At 63.4% G+C, this 25,998-nt stretch carries 25 protein-coding genes; 19 read left to right on the forward strand and 6 right to left on the reverse strand.

Features of this window, described 5'->3' with window-relative positions; all coding sequences use genetic code 11:
* Positions 1–11: 11 nt before the first annotated feature.
* The 7 genes from tssE to ACLEJR_RS22855 are packed head-to-tail and all read left to right on the forward strand — an operon-like array spanning position 12 to position 9,035.
* The gene (tssE, locus tag ACLEJR_RS22825) at positions 12–455 is read left to right on the forward strand and encodes a type VI secretion system baseplate subunit TssE (protein WP_440816674.1); all 444 of its coding nucleotides are present in this window, start codon (positions 12–14) and stop codon (positions 453–455) included.
* Positions 439–2,229, forward strand: a complete 1,791-nt coding sequence (gene tssF, locus ACLEJR_RS22830; RefSeq protein WP_440816677.1) for a type VI secretion system baseplate subunit TssF — start codon at positions 439–441, stop codon at positions 2,227–2,229. The genes tssE and tssF overlap by 17 nt, the downstream gene beginning before the upstream one ends.
* Positions 2,193–3,218 (forward strand): type VI secretion system baseplate subunit TssG, encoded by a 1,026-nt coding sequence (gene tssG, locus ACLEJR_RS22835; RefSeq protein ID WP_440793471.1) that lies wholly within the window; start codon positions 2,193–2,195, stop codon positions 3,216–3,218. The genes tssF and tssG overlap by 37 nt, the downstream gene beginning before the upstream one ends.
* 1 nt (position 3,219) lies before the next feature.
* The gene (gene tssH, locus ACLEJR_RS22840; protein ID WP_440816680.1) at positions 3,220–5,763 is read left to right on the forward strand and encodes a type VI secretion system ATPase TssH; all 2,544 of its coding nucleotides are present in this window, start codon (positions 3,220–3,222) and stop codon (positions 5,761–5,763) included.
* A gap of 34 nt (positions 5,764–5,797) precedes the next feature.
* Entirely contained in the window at positions 5,798–6,466 is a 669-nt protein-coding gene (locus ACLEJR_RS22845) for an endonuclease/exonuclease/phosphatase family protein (RefSeq protein WP_440816682.1), read from the forward strand.
* Positions 6,467–6,470: 4 nt separating this feature from the next.
* Positions 6,471–8,480, forward strand: coding sequence for a type VI secretion system tip protein TssI/VgrG (tssI, locus tag ACLEJR_RS22850; RefSeq protein WP_440816685.1), 2,010 nt, complete (start codon positions 6,471–6,473; stop codon positions 8,478–8,480).
* 12 nt (positions 8,481–8,492) lie between these two features.
* Positions 8,493–9,035 (forward strand): toxin-antitoxin system YwqK family antitoxin, encoded by a 543-nt coding sequence (locus ACLEJR_RS22855; RefSeq protein WP_440793479.1) that lies wholly within the window; start codon positions 8,493–8,495, stop codon positions 9,033–9,035.
* Between the two features lie 184 nt (positions 9,036–9,219).
* Here ACLEJR_RS22855 and ACLEJR_RS22860 read toward each other — a convergent pair whose 3' ends face one another.
* Positions 9,220–9,615 (reverse strand): DUF4280 domain-containing protein, encoded by a 396-nt coding sequence (locus ACLEJR_RS22860; RefSeq protein WP_440793481.1) that lies wholly within the window; start codon positions 9,613–9,615, stop codon positions 9,220–9,222.
* A gap of 178 nt (positions 9,616–9,793) precedes the next feature.
* Here ACLEJR_RS22860 and ACLEJR_RS22865 point away from each other — a divergent pair, with 178 nt between their 5' ends.
* From ACLEJR_RS22865 to ACLEJR_RS22875, 3 genes are all read left to right on the forward strand, one after another.
* Positions 9,794–10,861, forward strand: a complete 1,068-nt coding sequence (locus tag ACLEJR_RS22865; protein ID WP_440793483.1) for a phosphotransferase family protein — start codon at positions 9,794–9,796, stop codon at positions 10,859–10,861.
* A gap of 24 nt (positions 10,862–10,885) precedes the next feature.
* The gene (locus ACLEJR_RS22870; protein ID WP_440816686.1) at positions 10,886–11,653 is read left to right on the forward strand and encodes an SDR family oxidoreductase; all 768 of its coding nucleotides are present in this window, start codon (positions 10,886–10,888) and stop codon (positions 11,651–11,653) included.
* A 213-nt stretch (positions 11,654–11,866) separates the two neighbouring features.
* Positions 11,867–12,982 (forward strand): Gfo/Idh/MocA family protein, encoded by a 1,116-nt coding sequence (locus ACLEJR_RS22875; protein WP_440816689.1) that lies wholly within the window; start codon positions 11,867–11,869, stop codon positions 12,980–12,982.
* A 261-nt stretch (positions 12,983–13,243) separates the two neighbouring features.
* On the opposite strand, the gene ACLEJR_RS22880 is transcribed toward ACLEJR_RS22875, so the two are convergent.
* Together ACLEJR_RS22880 and ACLEJR_RS22885 are read right to left on the reverse strand one after the other, a co-directional pair.
* Complete coding sequence (locus ACLEJR_RS22880; RefSeq protein WP_440816692.1) at positions 13,244–14,692, reverse strand: FAD/NAD(P)-binding protein; 1,449 nt, start codon at positions 14,690–14,692, stop codon at positions 13,244–13,246.
* A gap of 15 nt (positions 14,693–14,707) precedes the next feature.
* A complete protein-coding gene (locus ACLEJR_RS22885; RefSeq protein ID WP_440816695.1) occupies positions 14,708–15,271 on the reverse strand; it encodes a helix-turn-helix domain-containing protein in 564 nt (187 codons plus the stop codon).
* A gap of 12 nt (positions 15,272–15,283) precedes the next feature.
* Between ACLEJR_RS22885 and ACLEJR_RS22890 the strand changes: the two genes are divergently transcribed.
* The 7 genes from ACLEJR_RS22890 (at position 15,284) to ACLEJR_RS22920 (ending at position 22,463) form a co-directional block, all read left to right on the forward strand.
* On the forward strand, positions 15,284–16,288 hold the full coding sequence (locus ACLEJR_RS22890) for a DMT family transporter (RefSeq protein ID WP_440816742.1): 1,005 nt from the start codon (positions 15,284–15,286) through the stop codon (positions 16,286–16,288).
* Between the two features lie 117 nt (positions 16,289–16,405).
* The gene (locus tag ACLEJR_RS22895) at positions 16,406–19,327 is read left to right on the forward strand and encodes a monovalent cation/H+ antiporter subunit A (RefSeq protein WP_440816698.1); all 2,922 of its coding nucleotides are present in this window, start codon (positions 16,406–16,408) and stop codon (positions 19,325–19,327) included.
* On the forward strand, positions 19,327–19,671 hold the full coding sequence (locus ACLEJR_RS22900) for a Na+/H+ antiporter subunit C (protein ID WP_440793493.1): 345 nt from the start codon (positions 19,327–19,329) through the stop codon (positions 19,669–19,671). Before ACLEJR_RS22895 ends, ACLEJR_RS22900 begins: the two co-directional genes overlap by 1 nt.
* Positions 19,668–21,353, forward strand: coding sequence for a monovalent cation/H+ antiporter subunit D (locus tag ACLEJR_RS22905; protein ID WP_440816699.1), 1,686 nt, complete (start codon positions 19,668–19,670; stop codon positions 21,351–21,353). The genes ACLEJR_RS22900 and ACLEJR_RS22905 overlap by 4 nt, the downstream gene beginning before the upstream one ends.
* Complete coding sequence (locus tag ACLEJR_RS22910; RefSeq protein WP_440816702.1) at positions 21,350–21,838, forward strand: Na+/H+ antiporter subunit E; 489 nt, start codon at positions 21,350–21,352, stop codon at positions 21,836–21,838. Before ACLEJR_RS22905 ends, ACLEJR_RS22910 begins: the two co-directional genes overlap by 4 nt.
* Positions 21,835–22,113: a K+/H+ antiporter subunit F gene (locus ACLEJR_RS22915; RefSeq protein WP_440793499.1), complete on the forward strand. Its 279-nt coding sequence runs from the start codon at positions 21,835–21,837 to the stop codon at positions 22,111–22,113. The genes ACLEJR_RS22910 and ACLEJR_RS22915 overlap by 4 nt, the downstream gene beginning before the upstream one ends.
* Positions 22,110–22,463 (forward strand): Na+/H+ antiporter subunit G, encoded by a 354-nt coding sequence (locus tag ACLEJR_RS22920; protein WP_440816704.1) that lies wholly within the window; start codon positions 22,110–22,112, stop codon positions 22,461–22,463. Before ACLEJR_RS22915 ends, ACLEJR_RS22920 begins: the two co-directional genes overlap by 4 nt.
* Positions 22,464–22,649: 186 nt before the next feature.
* On the opposite strand, the gene ACLEJR_RS22925 is transcribed toward ACLEJR_RS22920, so the two are convergent.
* The 3 genes from ACLEJR_RS22925 to ACLEJR_RS22935 form a co-directional block, all read right to left on the reverse strand.
* Entirely contained in the window at positions 22,650–23,087 is a 438-nt protein-coding gene (locus ACLEJR_RS22925) for a DUF3995 domain-containing protein (protein WP_440816705.1), read from the reverse strand.
* A 137-nt stretch (positions 23,088–23,224) separates the two neighbouring features.
* Positions 23,225–24,235 (reverse strand): ABC transporter substrate-binding protein, encoded by a 1,011-nt coding sequence (locus tag ACLEJR_RS22930; protein WP_440793504.1) that lies wholly within the window; start codon positions 24,233–24,235, stop codon positions 23,225–23,227.
* A gap of 185 nt (positions 24,236–24,420) precedes the next feature.
* The gene (locus tag ACLEJR_RS22935) at positions 24,421–24,870 is read right to left on the reverse strand and encodes a hypothetical protein (RefSeq protein WP_440816708.1); all 450 of its coding nucleotides are present in this window, start codon (positions 24,868–24,870) and stop codon (positions 24,421–24,423) included.
* 425 nt (positions 24,871–25,295) lie between these two features.
* Here ACLEJR_RS22935 and ACLEJR_RS22940 point away from each other — a divergent pair, with 425 nt between their 5' ends.
* Together ACLEJR_RS22940 and ACLEJR_RS22945 are read left to right on the forward strand one after the other, a co-directional pair.
* Positions 25,296–25,532 (forward strand): hypothetical protein, encoded by a 237-nt coding sequence (locus tag ACLEJR_RS22940; protein ID WP_440816710.1) that lies wholly within the window; start codon positions 25,296–25,298, stop codon positions 25,530–25,532.
* A gap of 106 nt (positions 25,533–25,638) precedes the next feature.
* The gene (locus ACLEJR_RS22945; protein WP_440793509.1) at positions 25,639–25,875 is read left to right on the forward strand and encodes a DUF2789 family protein; all 237 of its coding nucleotides are present in this window, start codon (positions 25,639–25,641) and stop codon (positions 25,873–25,875) included.
* Positions 25,876–25,998 lie beyond the last annotated feature (123 nt).

Here is a 25,998-nt window from a genome sequence, read left to right on the forward strand (position 1 = left end):
GGAGCGCGCCCATGGCAGGCTTCGGCCTTCGTCCGCCGCTGTTTGAACGCCTGGCCGGCACGGCGGACGATGCCGGCCGGGTGTTCGACCGGCAGGCGTTGCAGAATTCGGTTCACGCCGAACTGCTGCGCCTGTTCAACACACGGCGCGGGCCGAAAGCGCTCACCGAACCGCCGAGCATCCTGGACTATGGCATCGCCGACTGGACCGCACTTCAACAACAGCGCAGCGATGACCGACGCCAGCTGACCCGGGAAATCCGCCAGGCCATCAGCTACTTCGAGCCACGCCTGCGCCTGGGCGAGGTCGAGGTCTGTCCGGTACCGGGCCATCCGCAGCAGCTATGCATACGATTGTCGGGCGAGCTGCGCGGCGACTCGCATCCATGGCCCGTGGCCTTTGTCATCGAGTACGCCGGCGACGGCGTCGAGGTACGCCATGAGCGACTCGATTGACCCGCAACTGCTGGACTACTACCAGCGTGAACTGACCTGGTTGCGGCACGCCGGGAGCCTGTTCGCCGAACGCTACCCCAAGGTTGCCCGGCGTCTGGAATTGTCGCCCGGCGAATGCCCCGACCCGCACGTCGAACGCCTGCTCGAAGGATTCGCCCTGCTGGCCGCCCGCCTGCAGCGCCGGCTCGATGACGACTACGCCGAGTTCAGCGATGCCCTGCTCGAACAACTCTACCCGCTGGCCATGCGCCCGTTGCCGTCGTGCGCCATCGTCCAGTTCGAACCCGACCCCAGCAAAGGCAACCTTGACCAGGGCTATCCGCTGCCCCGGGACACGCCGTTGTTCGTCACCACCGACAAGGGCCAGAGCATTCACTTTCGCACCACCGCCGCCGTGCAGCTGTGGCCGCTGGAAGTCTGCGAAGCGTTGCTGCTGGGCGGCGACGAAGCCCAGGCATTGACCGGAGTAGTCCAGGCGCGCTCGGCCTTGCGCCTGCATCTGCGGTGCCTGGGGGACAGCCAATGGTCGGCGCTGGGGATCGAGCAGTTGCGAATACACCTGGCCGCCTCGCCGATGATCAACGCCTGGCTCTACGACCTGCTCGGCGCCCACGCCGTCAAAGTCCTCGCCGGCCCGCCGGGCAGTGTGCCGGAGCCGCTGGCAGGCTTGCCGGGCATCGTCGGCTTTGCCGGCGACCAGGCGTTGCTGCCCGACGAAGATGGCGTGCACCCAGGCATGCGGCTGCTGGCCGAGTACCTGGCCTTTCCCGACAAGTTCGGCTTCTTCGACCTGCCGCTGGCCGGGGCGGTCAGCGACAGCCCGTCGTTGTATCTGTACATCGTCTTCGACCGGGCGCCTGCCAGCCGTTTGCCGCTGCAAGCCAGTGACATCGCCCTGGGCTGCGCGCCGGTGATCAACCTGTTTCCTCGGACCTCCGAACCGCTGCGACCGGACGGCACCCGCAGCGAATATCGCCTGGTGGCTGACAGTCATCGGGAAAACAGCGTCGAGATCCACAGCATCCGTGGCATGCGCGCCACTTCCAGCGAGGGCGTGCGCAACGTGCCGGCCTACTATGGCAGCCAGCACGGCGGCGCTTCGTCCTGCTACTGGCACGCCCGACGGGTCAGCGGCATGAGCCCGAACCGGCTGGGCACCGACCTGATGGTCAGCCTGGTGGACACCGGGTTCGACCCGTTGGCCGAGACCCGCGACTACAGCCTCACCGCCGAACTGCTGTGCACCAACCGCCACCTGGCCCAGAGCCTGCCGGCGGGTACGCCGCTGGGTTTCGAGCGTCCGGGACCGGTGGCCTGGGCGCGCCTGCGCAACCCGCCGAGCCCGCAAAGCCTGCCGCGCCTGGACGGTGAGTCGCGCTGGCGACTGGTGTCGCAGTTGACCCTCAACCACCTGTCACTGGTCGAAGGCCCCCAGGCACTGGATGCGTTGCGCGAGATCCTGGAGCTGCACAACCTGCGGGACGAGGCCAGCGCCCGGCGGCAGATCGAAGGGGTATTCGGGCTGGGTTGCGAGCGGGTCATCGCCCACGTCGGTGAAGACGCCTGGCGGGGCTGGCGCAATGGCCTGGAGGTGCGCCTGCAACTGGATCCGCAACACTTCGTCGGCAGCAGCGCCGTACTGTTCTCCGGGGTGCTGGCGCAGTTCTTCTCGCTGTATACCACCGCCAATCGTTTCGTGCGCACCGTGCTGGTCCAGTCCGACAGGGAGGTGAAGACATGGCAACCCCAAGCCGGCAAACCCCTGACGCTCTGAACCTGAGTCAGCGCCTGCGCCGCGATCCGCAACGTTTCGAATGGCTCCAGGCGTTGTTGTTGCTGGAGCGCGAGCAGCCCCAGGCCGAGCCGCTGGGCAGCGGCACCGCGCCCCACGCCGAGGCTTTGCGCCTGCGCGGGCCGTTGACGCCGTTGTTCGCCGCCAGCGAAATCGAAAGCCTGAATCAGGAAGCCGACGCACCACCGGTGCTCACCACGCCCATCTTCGGCCTCGGCGGCCCGGACGGTCCGTTGCCCTACGCCTATCAGGAATGGCTGCAACAACGGGCGCGGGCCCGCGATCATGCCCCGGCAGAATTTCTCGACCTGTTTCAACATCGCCTGCTGAGCCTGCTCTACAAGGTGATGCGCAAGCATCGCATCGCCCTCGGTTTCACCACCCCCGGCGCCTCGGCCGTACAAGCGCAACTGCGCGCCTTGACCGGCCTGCTACCCAAGGCCTTACAGGAACGCCAGGCCGCGCCCGACTCCGCCGTGCTCGCGTGCAGCGCGCTGTACGCCGATGGGCGTCGCTCCCTGGCCGGGTTCGCGGCGATTGTCCGCGAACAGTTCAGCTTGCCCGTGGAGCTGACCGCCTACGAAGGCGGCTGGCGCGAAATACCGCCGGCCAGCCGCAGCCGTCTGCAAGCGGGCGGCCGCAACCTGTGCCTGGGTCGCAGCGCAGTGGCCGGTATCCGGGTCTGGGATGAACATGCCGGCGTGCGCTTGACCCTCGGCCCGCTGAGCGCCGCCCAGGCCAATGCACTGCTGCCCAACGGCGAGACCCACCCGCTGCTCGCCAGCCTCTATGCGTTGTATTTCGGCCCGGACCTCGATTGCACCCTGGTGCTGTTGATCCGTGGCGCCGGTCCGTTGCAGCTGGGCCACCAGGCTCCACCGCGCTTGAACTGGAACGGTGGCCTGCAGCGCCAATCGACCCTTGCCGTGCAACGGATCGAAACCCGCCTTCGTCAGCCGGAGATCGCTTGAAATGGAACTGGCCAGCCTGATCGGACGCCTCAACCCGGACAACCGCCGAGCCCTGGAACGGGCGGCGCAACGCTGCATGCAGCGCAGCCACCATTACGTGGAAATCGAACATTTGTTGTTGGAACTGCTGGACATCGAAGGCGGTGATTTCGCCTGCCTGCTGCCGCGCTTCGGGCTGGAGCGTGACGCGGTGGCCGCGGAAATCAACAAGGCCCTGGAGCTGTTCAAATCCGGCAGCACTCGCACACCTGCGCTGTCGGCGCAGACCATCGGCCTGCTGGAAGACGCCGTGGTCCAAGCCAGTGTGCTGGGCCTGGACAACATTCGCTCCGGCTTGCTGCTGTTGGCGCTGCTGGACCGCGACGAGCGTCGTAGCCTGTTGCTCAACAGCGCTTCGTCGCTGCTGCGCATCCCGCGCGACGCGTTGCGCACGCACCTGCTGGAATGGACCGAAAGCTCCCGCGAGCATGTCGGTGGCGTGCGGCCGGCCAAAGCGGTTGAAGCCGCGCAGCCACAGGACCCGGTCCTCGACCAGTACACCCAGGACCTGACCGCCGACGCCCGGGACGGGCGCATCGACCCGATCGTCGGGCGTGACGGGGAGATTCGCCAGTGCATCGATATTCTGCTCAGGCGCCGGCAGAACAACCCGATCCTGGTGGGCGCGCCGGGGGTCGGCAAGACTGCGGTGGTGGAAGGCCTGGCCCTGCGCATCGCCGCTGGAGACGTGCCGCCGTCATTGCAGGAGGTCACGCTGCGGGTGCTCGACCTGGGCCTGTTGCAGGCCGGTGCCGGGGTCAAGGGAGAGTTCGAACAACGCCTCAAGGGCGTGATCGATGCGGTGCGCAGCGCCGAAAAACCGATCATCCTGTTCATCGACGAAGCCCACACGCTGATCGGCGCCGGTGGCGCAGAGGGCGGCAGCGACGCCGCCAACCTGCTCAAGCCGGCCCTGGCCCGGGGCGAACTGCGCACCCTGGCCGCTACCACCTGGCTGGAGTACAAGAAATACTTCGAGAAGGACCCGGCCCTGGCCCGACGCTTCCAATTGGTGCAGGTCGAAGAGCCGGACGAACTCACCGCCGTGGAAATGCTCCGCGGCGTCGCTACCAAACTGGAGCTGCACCATGGCGTGCAGGTGCTGGACGCGGCGATCCACGAAGCGGTGAAGCTGTCTCACCGCTACATTTCCGGACGGCAGCTACCGGATAAAGCCATCAGCGTGCTCGACACTGCCTGCGCCCGTGTCGCCCTCGGCCAGCATGACGTGCCGCCGCCCCTGGAGAGCCTGCGCCACCGCCAGAACAGCCTCAAGGATGAAGTCGAACGCCTGCGCCGGGAACAGGCCACCGGGCTCGATCACCGCGAGCGCATTACCCAGCTGGAAGCCGAGTCGAGCAGCAACGTCCAGGCCATCCGCGAGCTGGAAACCCGTTGGGGCGAAGAGCGCGAGGCCGTGCGTGAACTGCTCGATACCCGCCGTGAATTGCTGGCCTTAAGCGAACGCGCCGACGGCGAAAAAGCCGACACCGACATCGATAACCGCATCGATCACCTGGCCGCCGAACTGCTGCGCCTGGAGGCCGGCCTCGACGCCATTCGCCAGGACGATCCGCTGGTGCCCGAGCAGGTGGACAGCAAGACCGTCGCTGCCGTGATCGCTGGCTGGACCGGCATCCCCGTCGGCAAGATGCTCGCCGACGAAGCCCACGCCGTGCGTACCCTCGGCCAACGCATGGGCCAGCGGGTGATGGGCCAGGACAGCGCGCTGAACACCATCGCCCAGCGCTTGCAAGCCTACCGCGCCGGCCTGACCGATCCGCAGAAACCGGTCGGGGTGTTCCTGCTGGTCGGCCCCACCGGCGTAGGCAAGACCGAAACCGCCTACGCCCTGGCCGATGCCTTGTACGGCGGCGAGCGCAACCTGATCAGCATCAACCTTTCGGAATACCAGGAAGCCCACACCGTCAGCCAGCTCAAGGGCGCCCCGCCCGGCTACGTCGGCTACGGCAGCGGCGGTGTGCTCACCGAAGCGGTGCGGCGCAAACCCTATTCGGTGGTGCTGCTGGATGAAATCGAAAAGGCCCACCCGGATGTGCTCGAAGCCTTCTACAACGTTTTCGACAAAGGCCTGATGGAAGACGGCACCGGGCTGGTGGTGGATTTCAAGAACACCGTGATGCTCGCCACCAGCAACGTCGGCGCCGAGCTGCTGCTCGACACCCCCGCCGCGCAATTGGGCACCGATGACTTCAACGAAACCTTGCACAAGGTCCTGCTGCAAGCGTTTCGCCCGGCGTTCCTGGCGCGCATGACGGTGGTGGCGTACCGGCCGCTGGATGAGGCAACGCTGGAGGGGATCGTGCTGGCGAAACTGGAAAAACTGCGTGGGCGCTACAAGGCCGCGACCGGCAAACAGTTTGAGTTCGATGCCGGGATCGTCAAGGCGGTCCTGGCCAAGTGCAGCGCAGCCGGAGCGCGGGATATCGAGAATGTGCTGATGACGCAAGTGACGGGCAAGTTGGCACAGTGGGTCCTGGAATGAACGCGAGGCCGATGCGGCACGGGGAGATTGTCTGATGAGAATTGGCAGTTTCAATGTGGAGAAAAACGGCAAGTCCTCCACGCTGGAAAAACAGACGCAGGTGGACATCTTTCTCTACAACTGCTGCTCCAGCAATTACTGGGATGCGGACATCGTTTTCCTGTGTGAAATCCATTCGGCGCAAATCGATAATTACCGCTCGAACCTCGCTGCCATCTACAAAAACTACAGCGTCTACTCCTTCACCGGCGGCCACTCCAATGCCTACATTGTCCTGGTCAAGAGCTTCGAGAAACTGCAAGTGGTCAGCCAAGGCAGCCTCTTCACCTTGAACAGGGATTTGATCGCCATCGAAGCCCAAAGCGTGAACGGCTACACCGGCTACGTATTCCTCGCCCACTTCAAGTCGGGACAGAACGGTGTGACCAAAAGCCAACTCAAATCCTGTACGTCCCTGGGCGGTAAGTGGGTCGCGACCGGCGATCTGAACCTCGATTACCAGAAGGTCGGAGAACTCGATACCCCCGGCCTGGCCTATGAATGCTGGGGCGGCCAACAGACCCAAAGCAAGGGCGGCATTCTCGACTGGGTGCTGGCGTCAGTGGATGTCACCGTCACGCCGGTCGACATCACCGGGCTTGCCCATGTGTTCGATATGTCCGGCCCCGATCACCGCCCGATCCTGTTCGACGTCAAAGGCTGACCGCATGCCCCGCTCCACCGACAGCAACACCACCCTCTCCCTCACCGCCGCTACGCTGGCGGCGCTGTACCCGGATTCGCTGTCCGGCGAAGAGCGCCTCAACGCATTGGGCTCGCACATCCTCAACGGCATCAACGACGGGGCTTCGCTGACGCTCACCACGGCCGTCGCCAGCCATGTCACCACCACCCTGCACAACGACGCACTGTTGCGCCCGATGGATTGGCTGGTCGCCGAGATCCGCCAGCTTCCCGCCGACGCCACCGCCGAGCGCTACCAGCTGCTGCTCCGGCCCTGGCTCTGGTGGCTGAGCCTGGCGAGCAACAACCGGGTGTTCCAGAACCTCACCACCTCGGACATCGTCACGACGATCTTCAAGGCCCACGGCTTTACCGATTTCCAGCTCAAGCTCAGCGGCAGCTACACGCCACGGGAATATTGCGTGCAGTACGCCGAGACCGACCTGGCGTTCGTCTCACGGCTGATGGAAGAAGACGCAATCTTCTGGTTTTTTGCCCACGAGGAAGGCAAGCACACCCTGGTCCTGGCCGACAGCAACGATGCCTTCATGCCTATCCCCAATGGGCCGACGGTGAATTATCTGGGGCAGAAACCGGGCGAACGTGAACTGCACGGCATCCGCTCGGGACAGGTGTGCCTGCAAGCGGTGGCCGGGGTCTACCAGGCGACGGATTACGAATTCACCACGCCGACCACCTCGCTGTTCAGCCAGGCTGAGGCCGTGGCCGGACCCGCCTCGATGTACGAGCACCCCGGCGGCTATACGGCCAAGGCCCAGGGCGACTTGTTGACCAAACAACGGGTGGACGGCCTGCGCAGCCAGGAGAAACGCTTTGTCGGTGAAAGCGATTGCCGTTGGTTGGTGCCTGGGTACTGGTTCACCCTCGCTGGTCATGAAGACACGACGCTGAATATCGACTGGGTGGTGATTTCGGTCAGCCATGAAGCCAGCCACGATGGCTATCGCAACCGCTTCGAAGCGATCCCCAAGGCCACGACCTACAGGCCGGCCCGGATCACGCCAAAGCCGCGCATGCACACCCAGACGGCATTGGTGGTGGGCAAGGCCGGCGAGGAAATCTGGACCGACGAATATGGGCGGATCAAGTTGCAGTTTCCCTGGGATCGTACCGGCAAGAACGACGAAACCTCGTCCTGCTGGGTGCGGGTGGTCCTGCCTTGGAGCGGCAAGGGCTTTGGCATGCAATTCGTGCCGCGCATTGGTCAGGAAGTCATCGTCACCTTCATCGATGGTGACCCGGACCGTCCGCTGGTGACCGGCTGCGTCTACAACGGCGACAACGCCCTGCCCTATGCGCTGCCAGCGAACCAGACCCAGTCCGGGATCAAGACCAACTCGTCCAAGGGCGGCGGCGGTTTCAACGAGTTGCGCTTCGAGGACAAGAAGGATGCCGAGGAAGTGTTTCTCCAGGCCCAGAAAGACTTCAACATCAACGTGCTCAACGACACCACCGCCACCGTCGGCCACGACGAAACCCTCACCGTGCAGAACGCCCGCACGCGCACGGTCAAGGATGGCGACGAAACCGTCATCCTGGAGAAAGGCAAGCGCAGCGTGACGATCCAGACCGGCAGCGACAGCCTCGATGTGAAAGACACCCGCACCGTCACCGTGGGTTCGGACCAGAACCACAGCACCGGCGGCAACTACACCAGCAAGGTCAGTGGCAATTATGAGCTCACGGTGGACGGCAACCTGACGATCAAGGTCAGCGGCACCCTGACCCTTCAAAGCGGCGGCAGCTTCGCGATCAAGAGCGGCGCGGACCTGGCAGCCCAGGCCAGCACGTCCATCAGCCAGAAGGCCGGCACGGCCTTGAGCAACCAGGCCGGGACGTCGCTGGAAAACAAGGCCGGCACCACCTTGACCAACGACGCCGGCATCAGCCTGGTGAACAAGGCCGCCGCCGAACAGACCGTGGACGGCGGCGGCATGCTGACGATCAAGGGCGGCCTGGTGAAGGTCAACTGACGGGAGCGCACGATGGCGTCGAAAAAACTCGAGGTGGAACGGGGCGACAGTCAACTCGATGGGCAGTTGCTGGACGGTCGCCTCGACGGCCCTTTGAAAATAGCGGAAGCCGGGCGCACGCAAGCGAAACTCAACTACCAGCACGGCGAGCTACAAGGCAGCAGCACCTTGTATCACCCGAACGGGAAGGTCTCGGCGGTCTTGCCATTTGTGAACGGCAAGCTGCACGGTATGGCGAGTTTCTATGCCGCCGAAGGCGGGTTGCAGCGCCAGGCCAGCTACCGCGCCGGGCTGCTGCACGGCGAGGCGAACAATTATTTTCCCGATGGACAACTGGCCGAAGCCGAGTTCTACCGCGACGGCGTGCGCGACGGCCACTACCGCCGCCTGCACCCCAACGGCAAGCCCGCCGTCGAGGCCCGCTACCTCAACGGCCAATTGCTGGAACCGGCCCACACCTACGCCGAAGACGGCCGGCCACTGGATGCCGACGGCAAACCGATCTCCCGAGTGCGCTGGTGGTTCCGGCGCTGGAACGACCCGGCGCAGGCCTGAGTGCACCGGGGCGCAGCTGCCACAGTTCCTTTGTGGGAGCGAGCCTGCTCGCGATTGCGGTGGGTCAGGCAATATCCCTGTGGCAGATACACCGCCATCGCGAGCAGGCTCGCTCCCACAGGGGATCTGAGTGGTTGCTGAATGTGTGCCCTCTGGAGAATCACCGGATCGGCAACCTGGCCGATCAAGGAATCAACATCTGCACCTGCCCCGGCACCACGATCTTGATCACCCCGGCCCAGGTGCACATCAAGGTGCTGTTGGCGTCGATGGCCGGCATGTTGCCCAGCAGCAAGGTCGGGGCGCCGCCGGGGATCCACGGGGTGGCGGTGGCCGGGATGCAGGGCATGGGGGTCAGCACACCCAGGGCCGCCGCGGTGGCCGCGGCCACGGTCGGGTTGGCCAGGCTCGTGCACATGCCAAACGTAGTGACGTTCACCAGCGGAATGTGATCCATGATGTTCGCCGCCGGCATTCCACCTGTCAGCATTCGATTGACCGGCAATACATTGAGCACCGCCGGGGCCGCGCCGAAGCTGCATTGCAAGGTCGCGGTGGCACAGACTTGCGGGCATCCCATCGTGGTAACTTCTCCTTCAAGAGCGACCCCGAAACCATAGCTCACCCGAGCACATCAAGCCCGCTGATCATCCGGCAACACGCTAACCTATAAGACCCTGGCGTACTTGTGACGCCTCCCACGCGCCATTAGATTAGCCAATGATCGATGGCCTCCAAAATAAGCAGAAGGGATAAGCATGGCGTTTACTGATCAGTCCACCCGCGTGCGCGACGGTGAAGAACTCGATGCCAACCTGATCGACCCGTACCTCAAGGCCCACATTCCAGGCCTGACCGGGCTGCCGCGGATCAGCCAGTTTCCCGGTGGTGCATCGAACCTGACCTACCTGCTGGAATACCCCGGGCAGGAGTTTGTCCTGCGCCGCCCGCCGTTCGGCCACAAGGCCAAGTCCGCCCACGACATGGGCCGTGAGTTCCGCATCCTCAATCAACTGCGCGACGGCTTCCCGTACTGCCCGAAAGCTTATGTGCACTGCACCGACGAATCGGTGATAGGCGCCGAGTTTTATGTGATGGAGCGAGTCAAGGGCATCATCCTGCGCTCCGACCTGCCGCCGGAACTGGGTTTCGACGCGGCCCGCACCGAAGCGCTTTGCAAGAGTTTCATCGACCGGCTCGTCGAGTTGCACCGGGTCGACTACAACGCCTGCGGCCTGGCCGACCTGGGCAAGCCCGAAGGCTACGTGACCCGGCAGATCCGGGGCTGGAGCGAGCGCTACGAAAAAGCCCTGACCCCCGACGCGCCGAAATGGGAGGCAGTCAAGGCCTGGCTCAACGACAAGATGCCGGCCGACCACCCGACCTCGAGCATCGTCCACAACGACTATCGCTTCGACAACGTGATCCTCGACCCGCAAAATCCGATGCAGATCATCGGCGTGCTGGACTGGGAACTGACCACCCTGGGCGATCCGTTGATGGACCTGGGCAACAGCCTCGCCTACTGGATCGAGGCCGACGACCCGGCACCGGTGCAATTGATGCGCCGCCAGCCCAGCCATGCGCCAGGCATGCTGACCCGCCGCGAGTTCGTCGACTACTACGCCGAGCGCGCCGGGATCCGCATCGACAATTTCGATTTCTACTACACCTACGGCCTGTTCCGCCTGGCCGGTATCGTCCAGCAGATCTACTACCGCTTCTTCCACGGCCAGACACAGGACAAACGCTTCGCGCAGTTCGTTCAGATGAACACACTGCTGGAGCAGATGAGCCTGCAGGTCATCGGCAAATCCACGCTTTAAGCGCACCCAGAACAAGGAAACAGCATGTCCAAGACTCAGTTGTTCGACCTCGACGGTAAGATCGCTTTCGTGTCCGGTGCCAGCCGCGGCATCGGCGAAGCCATCGCCAAGCTGCTGGCCCAGCAAGGCGCCCATGTAATCGTTTCCAGCCGCAAGCTCGACGGTTGCCAGCATGTGGCCGACGCCATCATCGCCGCTGGCGGCAAAGCCACCGCCATCGCCTGCCATATCGGTGAAATGGAGCAGATCAGCCAGGTGTTCGCCGGCATCCGCGAGCAGTTCGGACGCCTGGACATCCTGGTGAACAACGCCGCCACCAACCCGCAATTCTGCAACGTGCTGGACACCGACCTGGGCGCCTTCCAGAAAACCGTCGACGTGAACATCCGCGGCTATTTCTTCATGTCGGTGGAAGCCGGCAAGCTGATGCGCAAAAACGGCGGTGGCAGCATCATCAACGTGGCGTCGATCAACGGCATCTCGCCGGGGATTTTCCAGGGCATCTACTCGGTGACCAAGGCCGCGGTGATCAACATGACCAAGGTCTTCGCCAAGGAGTGCGCACAGTTCGGTATCCGCTGCAATGCCCTGCTGCCAGGCCTGACCGACACCAAGTTCGCCTCGGCACTGGTCAAGAACGACGCCATCCTGAAAACCGCCCTGGCGCAGATCCCGCTCAAGCGCGTGGCCGACCCGAGCGAAATGGCCGGCGCAGTGCTGTACCTGGCCAGCGATGCGTCGAGCTATACCACGGGCGTGGCGTTGAACGTCGACGGCGGGTTTCTCTCCTGAAACAACCCCGTCCCCTGTAGGAGCGAGCCTGCTCGCGATGGCGTCGGGTCAGTCAATAATTCTGTGACAGACACACCGCGATCGCGAGCAGGCTCGCTCCCACAGGAGGCATCGACGGTTGCGAGAATGAATATTTATTCCAATATTTGCAATTAGCGAATATTTATTCCATAAAGAGCCCTCCTGAAAATAATTATTCAAAGGGCTCTTCTCATGCATGACCTCGGCATCGGTCTGATTGGCACCGGCTTCATGGGCCGTGCCCATGCCTTGGCATTCAACAATGCCAAAACGGTGTTCGACCTTCCCCTGAACCTGACACTGGCAGCAGTGGCCGACGCCGATCCGCAGCGTGCCCGGCAATGTGCCCAGAGTTGGGGCTTCGAGACGGCTCACAGCGACTGGCAACAACTGATCGACGACCCGAAGGTCAATCTGATCGCCATTACCACGCCCAACCACCTGCATTTCCCAATGGCCATGGCGGCGTTGGCGGCGGGCAAGCCGGTCTACTGCGAAAAGCCACTGGCGGTGTCCCTCGAACAAGCCGACCAGATGCGCCAGGCGGCCAGGGCAGCTGGCGTGGTCACACGGGTCGGCTACAACTACCAGCACAACCCGATGATCCAGCTGGCGCGAGAGCTGATCCAGCGTGGGGAGCTGGGACAAATCATCAGTTTCCAGGGCGAGTTCAGTGAGGACTTCATGGCCGATCCGGACTCGCCATGGTCATGGCGCTGCGAGGCGGCCCACGCCGGTGGTACCTTGGCCGACCTGGGCAGCCACTTGCTGGCGATGGCCCGTCATCTCGTGGGCGACATCGAGGCGGTGTGCGCCGACAGCCAGACCGTGCACACTCAGCGCCCGGCCAGCATCGGCAATCCCGAACAACGCACCATCGCGGTGGATGACCAAGTCCACGCCCTGCTGCGTTTCACCAATGGCGCCCGTGGCACGGTGAGCAGCAGCTGGCTCAAGCACGGCTACAAAAACCACCTGAGCTTCGAGATCAGCGGCACCCTGGGCACATTGGCGTTCGATCAGGAACGACTCAATGAACTGCGCCTGTGCCGCGCAGGCCAGGCCGGCTTCCAACGCCTGCTGGCCGGCCCGGACCTGCCGGGCTACGCCGCGTTCAGCCCGGCGGCGGGGCATCAATTGGGGTACAACGAATTGAAAACCCTGGAAGTCCAGGAGCTGGTCATGGCCCTCGCCGGCCTGGGTGGCAGCGGGACTGATTTTGAAGAGGCCTGGAAAGTGGAACGGCTGGCGAGCGCGATTCGAATGGCGGCGCGGGAACAGCGGTGGGTGAAAATCACTGAGCTATAGCCTCGCACTTAAGTGGACACCCGTGGCTAGGGAGCCTGGTCGGAAAACGGGCATCTTACGCACAGGTTTCGCACGGGCTGACAGCCAACGGGCGCTGACTGGCTGACGCACACCGTTCTTATGGCGAGGGAGCTTGCTCCCGCTGGGCTACGCAGTAGCCCCAGAACCATCCACCCTGGCGTGTCAGGTTGATCGCATTCAGCCCGTTGGGTCGCTGCGCGCCCCAACGGGAGCAAGCTCCCTCTCCACGAGGAAACGCGTTCAGCCGTAAGTTTGATTTTGTAGTTCGGCCAACCGCCCCGCCAACGCCTTAGCCTGACTCGCCACATCAGTCACAGCCGTACTTTCCCACCACATCCCCCGCAACGGCGGTCCCATGGCGAACAGGCGTTCGGCGGGTTCGCCGCGGGCGTTGAGGACCGCGCCGTCGGCACGGGCGGCGATGCCCAGGGCCAGCGGGCCGGGCTGGATCAAGCCACGAACCAGCAGTTGCTGCGGCAACGGTCGGGCAACCCGGCGCCAGTCATATTCGATGCCACTGGAGTTGATCAACGCAGCGCCGTGCACCACCGTCGCCTCAGCCTCGCCCCGCCGGCGGATGCGAATCCCCAGCGTTCCTTCGGAACACGCCACCAACCCTTTGAACGACGCTGCTTGAATCCGCAACCGCCCTTCCTGGTGCAAACGCGCCACCAGTTCGGCACTCAACGGCGGCGAACGATGGTGATGACTCTCCCACCACGGGCGGATATGCCGGACGAATTGCCGACGCTGCACATCACTGGCCTGGTTCCACAGACGGCCGATATGCGCACGCACGGTGTCCAGCGGCGCCTGCCAATCGATGCCTTGGGCCTGGGCCTGACGGCATTGCTCGCGCAGGGCGCGCATCAACTGGCGCGGGGAACGTAAGCTGTGGTCTTCGGCAAGAAAATCCGCCCACGCTGGCGGCTGACGGCGCACATGGGGCAACAGCCCATGACGGGAAAACACTTCGATGGGCCCACGGTGCCCGGCCTGTTCCAGGGATACCACGGCATCGACCATGGTCAGCCCCGAGCCGATGATCAGCACCGTGGACTGCGGATCGAGCTGGCGCATCGCAGCCACGTCCCACGGATCCAGGGCCGCGGCGTTCAAGCCGCTGGACTCGGTCTGCGGCGTCCGCGCCGCCGGGAACATGCCCGTGGCCAGCACGGCGAAACGCCCGCGCAGGACCTGGCCGTCATTCAACGTCAGCAACACCGCACCCTCGACGAGTTGCAGATCCACCACCTCCCCGCGCACGTGCTCGGCCACGGAGCCGTGCTGTGCGCCGACCGTCCGGGCCTCGTCCAGGCGTTGTTGCACATACAGGCCAAATATTCCCCGCGGTAGAAACAGCTCGCTGACCGGCACATGCTGCTGGTCCGATTCGGGCCAGCCGCCGGCCTCGATGAATCCGGTGAGCCATTGGGTCAGGTCGTCGGCGTTGTCCGGGTCGACACTCATCCGCGCCGCGTTGCCGTTCAAGGTGTGGCCCAGCTCCACGGCACTGTAGGCCTCGCCCCGGCCCAGTTCAGCGCGCGGCTCGACGATCAGCACCTGGCGCCGGCCGGGCAAACGCAGCAACTGTACCGCCAGCATGGCGCCACTCAGGCCGCCGCCGACAATCAGGATATCGGCTTCGCGGGCCGGGCCGCCCTCGTGTTGATCCAGCGCTGTGTCCATACCGCTCTCCAGAAATCAGATCACCACATTACGGACGAATCTCGCCGCCACCGGACCATCGTTACGATAGGCATGGGGCTGGTTGCTGGCGAACATGAAAAACTCACCGGCAGCGACCCGTCGCTCTTCGCTGCCCAACAATAACGTCAGGCATCCCTCAAAGACGTAGAGCTGTTCGCTCCAGCCCTCGGCGTCGGGTTCCGAATGGTAATGCTCGCCGGGCTCCAGGCGCCATTCCCAAAGCTCGACTTCGCGACTGGCCGTGGCTTTTGCCAGCAACACCGCTTTACTGCCCGGGATCGCACCGGCCCAGGCCAGCTCGTTGATGCGGCTCGGGTCGCGGGCATCGGGCGCCTGGATCAAGTCGCTGAACGCGACGTCCAAGGCTTCGGCGACCCGGTCGAGGGTGGTCAGGCTGACGTTTTTTTCCCCTGCCTCAATGGCCACCAGCATCCGCCGGCTGACCCCGGAGCGTTCCGCCAGTGCCGTCTGGCTGAGCTGCGCGGCGTGCCGCAAACGGCGGACGTTCTGGCTGACGTGTTGCAGGACAGACGCCCGCTGGCCGATATCTTTGTGCACTATATTGCTCACATGCTAGGGCTGCGCATTATACTGCCCAACTTCGGACGCATTGTGCGTCCGCCTCAAGTGGCGCGCAAGGTCATGGCTACAGTGAACTCCCCCCAGGCTTCCCCCCGTTTTGCAAAACTCAGCAGGGCCGAATGCGTGCTCGTGCTGATTACCATGATCTGGGGCGGGACCTTCCTGCTGGTGCAGCACGCCATGACTGTCAGCGGACCGATGTTTTTCGTTGGCCTGCGATTCGCCGCCGCAGCGGGGTTCGTGGCGCTGTTCTCCTGGCGGCACCTGCGCGACCTGACCCTGTTCGAACTCAAGGCCGGTATGTTCATAGGCGTGGCGATCATGCTCGGCTATGGCTTGCAGACCGTCGGCCTGCAAACCATTCCCAGCAGCCAGTCGGCGTTCATCACCGCACTCTACGTACCCTTCGTGCCCTTGTTGCAATGGCTGGTACTGGGCCGTCGGCCGGGGTTGATGCCGAGCATCGGCATCATGCTGGCCTTCACCGGGCTGATGCTGGTTTCGGGGCCCGCAGGCGCTTCGCTGAATTTCAGCGCCGGCGAGATCGCCACGCTGATCAGCGCCATTGCGATTGCCGCCGAGATCATCCTGATCAGCACCTATGCCGGCCAGGTCGATGTGCGCCGGGTCACCGTGGTGCAACTGGCAAGCACCGCCGTCCTGGCATTTCTGATGGTGGTGCCGACCCAGGAAACCCTCCCGGATTTTTCCTGGCTGCTGCTCGCCAGTGCCGTGGGCCTGGGCGCCGCCAGCGCAGCCATTCAGGTGGCAATGAACTGGGCACAGAAAAGCGTCTCGCCCACCCGCGCCACGCTGATCTATGCCGGTGAGCCGGTGTGGGCCGGCATCGCCGGGCGGCTGGCGGGCGAGCGCTTGCCGGCGATTGCTTTGTTCGGCGCGGTATTGATCGTGGCGGCGGTGATTGTCAGTGAATTGAAGATCCGGAACAAAGAGGCAGTCCATGCCAACGTGGAATTGGAACGTGAGGGCTGAAAACCGGCGAAGTCGGAAAACTCCACCTATCTTGTAGGATTCTGCGACACCCTCGCGGTTGGTGATCCGGGATGCGCCACGTATGATCCCTCACAACCTTCCGCCGAATAGAAGCCTATGTCACTGATAGTTCTATTGCTTTTACCCTTCATCGGCAGCTGTGTCGCGGCGCTGCTGCCGCATAACGCCCGAAACGCCGAATCCTTGCTGGCGGGCCTTGTCGCCCTGGTCGGTGTTGTTCAGGTGGCCTTGTGGTACCCACAGATCGCCGACGGCGGGGTGATCCGCGAAGAGTATTTCTGGCTGCCAAGCCTGGGTCTCAATTTCGTGCTGCGCCTGGACGGCTTCGCCTGGCTGTTTTCCTTGCTGGTGCTGGGCATCGGTACGCTGGTGTCGTTGTATGCGCGCTACTACATGTCGCCGGACGATCCGGTGCCGCGTTTCTTTGCGTTTTTCCTGGCATTCATGGGTGCCATGCTCGGATTGGTGATTTCCGGCAACCTGATTCAGATGGTGTTTTTCTGGGAGCTGACCAGCCTGTTCTCGTTCTTGCTGATCGGTTACTGGCACCACCGTGCCGACGCCCGACGCGGCGCGTACATGGCGCTGATGGTGACCGGTGCCGGCGGCCTTTGCCTGTTGGCGGGGGTGATGCTGATCGGCCATGTGGTGGGCAGTTATGACCTGGACCAGGTCCTGGCCGCCGGGGACCTGATCCGTGCCCATGCCCTCTACCCTGTCCTGCTGTCACTGGTCCTGATCGGCGCGCTGAGCAAAAGCGCGCAATTTCCTTTCCACTTCTGGCTGCCCCACGCCATGGCCGCGCCGACGCCGGTGTCGGCGTATCTGCACTCGGCGACCATGGTCAAGGCCGGGGTGTTCCTGCTGGCGCGGTTATGGCCATCGCTGTCAGGCAGTGAACAATGGTTCTACATCGTCGGCGGTGCGGGTGCCTGTACCTTGATGCTCGGCGCCTACTGCGCGATGTTCCAGAACGACCTCAAGGGCCTGCTGGCCTATTCCACCATCAGCCACCTGGGCCTGATCACGCTGCTGCTGGGCCTCAACAGTCCGCTGGCGGCGGTGGCGGCGGTGTTTCATATCCTCAACCACGCCACCTTCAAGGCCTCGCTGTTCATGGCCGCCGGGATCATTGACCATGAAAGCGGCACCCGAGACATTCGCAAGCTCAGTGGTTTGGTGCGGCTGATTCCGTTCACCGCGACCCTGGCGATGGTCGCCAGCGCGGCCATGGCCGGGGTGCCGCTGCTCAATGGCTTCCTGTCCAAGGAAATGTTCTTCGCCGAGACCGTGTTCATTTCCGCCACGGCCTGGGTCGAATGGGCGCTACCGATCATCGCCACCATCGCCGGCACCTTCAGCGTCGCCTATTCCCTGCGTTTCACCGTGGATGTGTTCTTCGGCCCCACCGCCACCGACCTGCCGCTGATACCCCACGAGCCACCGCGCTGGATGCGTGCACCAGTGGAGTTGCTGGTGTTCACCTGCCTGCTGGTGGGGATTTTCCCGGCCCAGGTGGTCGGCTCCTTGCTGGCGGCCGCCGCGCTGCCGGTGGTGGGCGGCACGCTGCCCGAGTACAGCCTGGCGATCTGGCACGGCCTGAATGCGCCGATGATCATGAGCCTGGTGGCGATGTCCGGCGGCATCGTGCTTTATCTGTTGCTGCGCAATCAGTTCAAGCAAGGACACATCAAGCACCCGCCGTTCGTTGGTCGGTTCAGCGGCAAGCGCCTGTTTGAACGCTGCCTGGTACTGATGATGCGCCAGAGCCGACGCCTGGAACGGCGCATCAGCACGCGGCGCTTGCAGGCCCAGTTGTTCTGGCTGGTGCTGGCGGCAGTGCTCGCCGGCTTGATCCCGATGCTGCACAGCACCCTGGTATGGGGCGACCGGCCGAAGATCCCCGGCTCCATCGTATTCGTCACCCTGTGGTTGCTGGCGATTGCCTGCGCCCTCGGCGCGGCCTGGCAAGCCAAGTATCACCGGCTCGCGGCCCTGACCATGGTCAGCGTCTGCGGCCTGATGACCTGCGTGACCTTCGTCTGGTTCTCGGCCCCCGACCTGGCGCTGACCCAGCTGGTGGTGGAAGTGGTCACCACGGTGCTGATCCTGCTGGGCCTGCGCTGGCTGCCGCGGCGGATCGAGGACGCCCTGCCGCGCCCCAACAGTGAACGGCGGGCGCGCATCCGTCGCCTGCGGGACTTGCTGCTGTCCATCGCCGTCGGCGGCGGCATGGCGCTGCTGTCCTATGCGATGCTGACGCGCCAGACGCCCAACGACATTTCTTCGTTCTACCTCAGCCGGGCCCTGCCCGAGGGCGGGGGCAGCAACGTGGTCAACGTGATGCTGGTGGATTTCCGTGGCTTCGACACCCTCGGGGAAATCACCGTGCTGGTGGCCGTGGCCCTTGCAGTGTTTGCCCTGCTGCGACGTTTCCGTCCACCGAAAGAAAGCATGCAGCTTCCGGCGCAGCAACGCCTGTTGGCGCCGGACGTGGTCACCGACCTGGTCAACCCGCGTCACGCCAGCGACACCGCCCTGGGCTTCATGATGGTGCCTTCGGTGCTGGTGAGGCTGCTGTTGCCGATCGCCCTGGTGGTGTCGTTCTATCTGTTCATGCGCGGCCACAATCAACCAGGCGGCGGCTTCGTCGCCGGGCTGGTGATGTCGGTGGCGTTCATTCTCCAGTACATGGTGGCCGGCACCCAATGGGTCGAGGCACAAATGAGCCTGCGACCGCTGCGCTGGATGGGCACGGGGCTGCTGTTCGCCACGGCGACCGGACTGGGGGCGATGGCGGTGGGTTATCCGTTCCTGACCACCCACACCTGGCACTTCAAGCTGCCGTTGCTGGGGGACATTCACCTGGCCAGTGCGCTGTTTTTCGACATCGGCGTGTATGCGGTGGTGGTCGGCTCGACGCTGTTGATCCTCACCGCCCTCGCCCACCAATCGGTGCGGGCACACAAACCGGGCCTGCAAGCCAAATCCGCCCCTCTCAACGGAGCCACGGCCTGATGGAAGAAGTCATCGCAATCGCAATCGGGGTCCTGGCCGCCTCTGGAGTCTGGCTGGTGTTGCGGCCACGGACCTTCCAGGTGGTCATGGGCCTGTGCCTGCTGTCCTACGGCGTCAACCTGTTCATCTTCAGCATGGGCAGTCTGTTCATCGGCAAGGAACCGATCATCAAGAACGGCGTGCCCCAGAACCTGTTGCATTACACCGATCCGCTGCCCCAGGCGCTGGTGCTGACCGCCATCGTGATCAGCTTCGCCATGACGGCGCTGTTCCTGGTGGTATTGCTGGCCTCCCGAGGCCTGACCGGCACTGACCACGTGGACGGTCGGGAGCCCAAGGAATGACCTTGACGCCTCATCTGATCGCCGCCCCCATCCTGCTACCGCTGCTGACCGCCGCGTTGATGCTGATGCTCGGGGAAAAACACCGCCCGCTCAAGGCTCGCATCAACCTGTTTTCCACCCTCCTGGGCCTGGGCATCGCCGTGCTGTTGCTGCTCTGGACCCGGGACCAGGCCTTGCCGGCGTCCATCGGCGTGTACCTGCCCGGCAACTGGCAAGCGCCGTTTGGCATCGTATTGGTGGTGGACCGGCTGTCGGCGCTGATGCTGGTGCTGACCGGAATCATCGGCGTCAGCGCCCTGCTGTTCGCCACCGCGCGTTGGGACCGGGCCGGGGCGAGTTTCCATGCGCTGTTCCAGATCCAACTGATGGGGCTTTACGGGGCATTCCTGACGGGAGATCTGTTCAACCTGTTCGTGTTTTTCGAAGTGCTGCTGGCAGCATCCTACGGCCTGATGCTGCACGGCTCGGGCCGGGCGCGAGTGTCGTCGGGCCTGCATTACATCGCGATTAATCTGCTGGCCTCCTCGCTGTTCCTGATTGGCGCAGCGCTGATCTATGGTGTCACCGGCACCTTGAACATGGCCGACCTGGCCTTGAAAGTGCCTCTGGTGCCGGAAGCCGACCGCGGCTTGCTGCACGCCGGCGCAGGCATCCTGGCGGTGGCGTTCCTGGCGAAAGCCGGCATGTGGCCGTTGAATTTCTGGCTGGTGCCGGCCTATAGCGCCGCCAGCGCACCCGTGGCGGCGCTGTTTGCGATCATGACCAAGGTTGGCGTCTACACCCTGCTGCGCCTGTGGACCCTGCTGTTTTCCGGCCAGGCCGGCGCCTCGGCGTATTTCGGCGCCGATTGGCTGGTCTACGGTGGCATGGCGACCATCGTCTGCGCGGCCATTGCCATTCTCGCCGCCCAGCGCCTGGAGCGCATGGCAAGCCTGAACATCCTGGTCTCGGCCGGAATCCTGCTGTCGGCCGTCGGCTTTGCCCAGCCCAACCTGGTGGGCGCGGCGCTGTTCTACCTGGTGAGCTCAACCTTGGCGCTCTGCGCACTGTTTCTGCTGGCCGAGTTGATCGAACGCTCGCGCTCGGCCAATGAGTTGTCCCTGGACGAGGATTTCGACACCCTGCCAAGGCCGCTGGAATCCCTGCAACCGCCCAAAGGCACCAACCTCGATGACGAGCAGAAGGCCGTGGTCGGGCAGGTCATTCCATGGACCATGGCCTTTCTTGGCTTGAGTTTCATCTTCTGTGCGTTGCTGATTATCGGCATGCCACCGCTATCAGGCTTCATCGGCAAGCTGGGGCTGTTGAACGCCCTGCTCAATCCCCACGGCCTCGGGGCGAGCGCCGGTGGGCCGGTGTCGTACCAGGCCTGGGGCCTGCTGGCGCTACTGATCCTGTCGGGCCTGGCCTCGTTGATCGCCTTCTCCCGCTTGGGCGTGCAGCGTTTCTGGACGCCCCAAGAGCGTCCGTCGCCGTTGTTGCGACCGTTCGAGTGTCTGCCGATCATCGTGCTGCTGGGCCTGGGCATCGCCCTGACATTCAAGGCCGAGCCGTTGCTGCGCTACACCCAATCCGCCGCCGAAGCGCTGAATACGCCGGAACATTACGTGATGTCGGTGCTCGCCACCCGAGCGGTGCCCAGTCCCGAGGCCCGGGCCGCCTTGGAGGAGCTGCAACCATGAAGCGCCTGTTTCCCGCACCCTGGTTGTCCCTGGCGCTCTGGTTGTTGTGGCTGGTGTTGAATCTGTCCTTGAGCCCGGGTCATCTGTTGCTCGGGGCCGCCTTGGGTTTCCTGGCGCCGCTGATGATGCGTCCGTTGCGCCCCCGCCCGATCCGGATCCGCAAGCCATGGGTGGTGCTGCGCCTGTTCCTGCTGGTGGGCCGCGATGTGTTGGTCTCCAACCTGGCGGTGGCGTGGGGCGTGCTGAACGCTGGTCGTCGCCCGCCTCGCCCGCAATTCGTCAAGGTGCCGCTGGACCTGCACGACGCCAATGGCCTGGCCGCGCTGTCGATGATCACCACGGTGATACCGGGGACGGTCTGGTCGGAGCTGGCCCTGGATCGCAGCATCCTGTTGATGCACGTGTTCGACCTGCAGGACGAGGCATCATTCATCGCGCACTTCAAGGCCACCTATGAGCGCCCGTTGATGGAGATTTTCCAATGAGCCCGTTGCTATCCAACGCGATCCTGTTGAGCCTGTTCCTGTTCTCCCTGGCGATGGTGTTGACGCTGTGGCGACTGTTCCGGGGACCTTCGGCCCAGGACCGGGTATTGGCCCTGGACTACCTGTACATCGTGGCCATGCTGATGATGCTGGTGCTGGGCATCCGTTATGCCAGTGACACCTATTTCGAAGCGGCGCTACTGATCGCCCTGTTCGGCTTTGTCGGCTCGTTCGCCCTGGCCAAGTTCCTGCTGCGCGGTGAGGTGATCGAATGACCGGCCAATTGTCGATGTGGGTGGAGATTGCGGTGGCGATCCTGCTGCTGCTCAGCAGCGTTTGTGCCCTGGTCGGGGCCATCGGCCTGGTGCGCCTGAAGGATTATTTCCAGCGCATGCACCCACCTGCCCTGGCCTCCACCTTGGGCGCCTGGAGCGTGGCGCTAGCCTCGATCATTTACTTTTCGGCCCTCAAGTCCGGGCCGGTGCTGCATGCCTGGCTGATCCCGATCCTGCTGTCCATCACCGTACCGGTGACCACCCTGCTGCTGGCGCGGGCGGCTTTGTTTCGCAAGCGCATGGCAGGGGATGACGTGCCGGCGGAGGTCAGTAGCCGCCGGAAGGACTGACCGTTCCCTTGAGCCGAACACACCCCTGTGGCGAGGGAGCTTGCTCCCGCTGGGCTGTGAAGCAGCCCCAAAACCTGCGACCGCGGTGTGTCAGGCAGATTGTGTTCGGTGACGTTGGGAGGGCTGCGCCCTCCAGCGGGAGCAAGCTCCCTCGCCACAACAGCGTTCGACCGGGAGGCCAATGGCTCAAGCCCACGCCACCGTCAGCAACCCTGCCCCCAGCACGACGCACAACGGCGAATAGACCCAGGTATCCAGCCGGGCAAACGTTGATTCCTTGAACTCCTTGAAAAAGCCCACCAGGTTCGACTCGCCGATGGCCCGGGCGAACAGCAGCAAGGCAATCGCGCTGATCAGCCATTGCAGCGCCCGGTGGGTGACCGGCGGTGCCAACAGACCGCCCCGAAGGCTCACCAGGACCGCGATCAACAGCAGCGCCAGGGCCACCAGCAGTGTCAACCAGCCCGACGGATCGAACGCCGGGCGCAGCGCCTGCCCTTGCTGCACCGGCACCTGGGGCACCACTGCCAGGGCTGCCCAGCGCCCGCCCAGGGCCCAATACAAATGAATCAAGCTGATGGCCGCAAATATCGCGACCAGCGACCGAGCCACTAAAAGCATCATTCGCCAGCCTCCTGAAAAAGGTTGAACAATCATCCTAGCTGGAATCTGGCATTTCGCCGGACGGGCGCAGAATGCCCATTTGCGCTGAAAGACTCATTGCTCAGGATCAAGTGTTCAACCCGCTGGTCTCGATTTCGCTAAAGGGCGGCGGAGACCTTGTCTGCCACCTCCTTGGGCAACCAGGCTTGCCAGACCTGGGGATGCGCCTTGAGGAAGGCTTCGGCGGCCTCACGGGGCGGCGTGCGTTTCTCGCTCATGTCTGCCAGCGCCTTGTTCAGCGGCTCGATGGGCAGGTCGACCTTGCTGAAGAACTCGGTAATGTCCGGGTGCTGCTTCTGGAACGGCGCGGATACGCCAATCGACAGTTTCGATGCCAGGGAACGGGTCGGTTTCGGATTGGGGTTATCGGCGTCGGTCAAGGTCTTCCAGGCCTCGGCATCGAACGGCGGTTCTTGCAACTGCACCAGCTTGAACCGCCCCAGCAGCGGCGTGGGTGACCAGTAGTAGAACAGGATCGGCTTGCCGCGGCGGATCGACGAATTGATTTCCGCATCGAGTGCCGCCCCCGAGCCGCTGCGGAAATTGACGAAACTATCGTCCAGGCCATAGGCTTTGAGCTTCTGCTTGTTGACCACTTCGGAGGTCCAGCCGATGGGGCTGTTGAGGAAGCGGCCCTTGTCGGGGCTCTCCGGGTCCTTGAACACATGCTTGTAGCGCTTGAGGTCCTGGACGCTGCGCAAATCCGGCGCCAGCGGCTTGATGCCTCTGGCCGGGTCGCCCTTGATCACATACTCGGGGACCCACCAACCTTCGGTCGCACCCTTGACCGTGTCGCCCAGGGCGATCACCTTGCCTTCGGCTTCAGCCTTGACCCACACCGGGCTGCGGCCGGCCCACTCCTCGCCGATCACCTGGATGTCGTTATTGGCCAGGGCGGTTTCCAAAGTAATGGTGGTGCCCGGCAGTGTGTCGGTCGGCAGTCCGTAGCCCTTTTCGACGATAACCCGCAGGATATCGGTGATCAGGCTGCCGCTTTCCCAATTCAGGTCGGCAAAGTGGATCGGGGTGGACGCGGCGGACGCCGGAAATGGCGAAGCCAATACAGCGAAGGTGGCCAAGGCAGCCAGCCACTGTCGAACTCGTTTCATGCTTTGCACCTCGTGCCAGTACAGCAATAGCTGAACGGTCCTGCGTCACCGGACGCAAGTCCCTGAATCATTCAGTCAATTGACTGTAGCCGAGGTTCCGGCCCGCCCACGGAAAACTGGTTTCCAGTTACGACACAGACGTTGCGAGGTTGCTTCCTAGGATGTTCTTACGAACATTAAACGCATCACTCGCTGGCCTTGAAGGTCACCAGCTCGCCCTTGCGCCATTTGGCGGCCTTGGCGGTCACGGCCTTCAGGGTCTTGGTCAGGCCTTCCTGCAATTGTTCATTGGCCGCGAACACCGTCACCACGCTGTGGCCTTCCTTGAACAGGATCGCATGGCCCCTGGGCGTCTCGACAAACGCGTAGTCACCCAACCCATAGACGGTCATCTTGATTTCGCGGAAGCGGATTTCGAACTTGCCACCTTCGCGGCTTGGCAATACGCAGGCGCGAAAATGATCGCCGACCTTGAGTTCGAGCCTGGGCTTGTCATCGACCACCAGGGCCGATTCCGTGTCGATTTCGGCGACATAGATACCTTCGGCGGTCTGCTCGGTGATGTAGACGAAACGTGACTGGAATTGCTTGACCAGTTTTGCCCGCAGGTCACCGAGTACAAATAACGCATGCATGTCGAGATTACTTACTGCCAAGGAAACATCCCCATCTTTGAAAACGACCCGCCCCCTGAAAAGGACGGGCCACGAGAACCCGTGCCGACTGTATTGTCGCAATGGACCTGTAACTGAAATTCGAAGTAAACGGCGCGCCCTGTCCCGGGCCGAGAGCAGACTAAAGGTTGTCAAGCTCCCCGTCTTTCCCGATAGGGCGTCAGAGGCTGAAGGAAAACGCCACTCTGAGCATCGGAAAAGGTGGGACTACTAACTTTAGGGAAATTTCTCACTTAAAAAAGCATTTTTCTGACATCGAGCCTAAAAAAAATTGCTTTAGATAGGCACAGCGCTCCCCACAATGCCGCCGATTCTAGAGCAGCCGGAGGCGCTGGCACCACTCCATGCCCGGCAATTCGTCGGTAACCCATAGAAAAGGAATTCACATGAACGCTTCCCCAATCCTGAACCCTACCGTCACCCCTTGCTTCGTTGACGCCTACGGCCCCTTCAACAGAGCCGATTGCCTGCCAACCTCACTGATCCAGCCGCGTTATCGGGTCGTGCTGGCCGGTAAGTGCTTTTTTCATATCGAGGAAACATCGACTGGGCGTGTAAGAGGATTCCGCACCGATCATAACGAAGCCTGCCGCCTGGCCAAATGTCTGGAGCGCAACGCTTGACCGTTTCCCTCTTTGCCTGAGTCAAATCGAACTCCTGGCGAGCGCCTGCCTCAGATAAAGGAACGCAACCGAAGCGCCCTGGCGGCGCACGCCAAAGGAGACTCCCATGGAACAGCCTTCCCACGAACTCAAGACCCTGTTCGACCAACTCGGCCTGCCCTCGGATGGAAAAGCCATCGACACTTTCATCATGGCCCATCCCCTGGAGCCGGAGATCAAACTGGTAGAGGCTGACTTCTGGTCGGACCAGCAGAAGGAACTGCTGCGTGAATGGCTGCTGGCTGACGGGGAAGAGGCGGTGCTGGTGGACCAGTTGAACGTGCGGTTGCACGACGGTAAATAAGCTGGAGACCGTCGGTTGATTGCTCCCTGTGGCGAGGGGATTCATCCCCGCTGGGCTGCGAAGCAGCCCCAAAAAGACTGGATGCAGCCAATCTGATACACCGCGATGTCTGGCCTCGGGGCT

The organism is Pseudomonas sp. SMN5, assembly GCF_052041925.1.
GTDB lineage: Bacteria > Pseudomonadota > Gammaproteobacteria > Pseudomonadales > Pseudomonadaceae > Aquipseudomonas.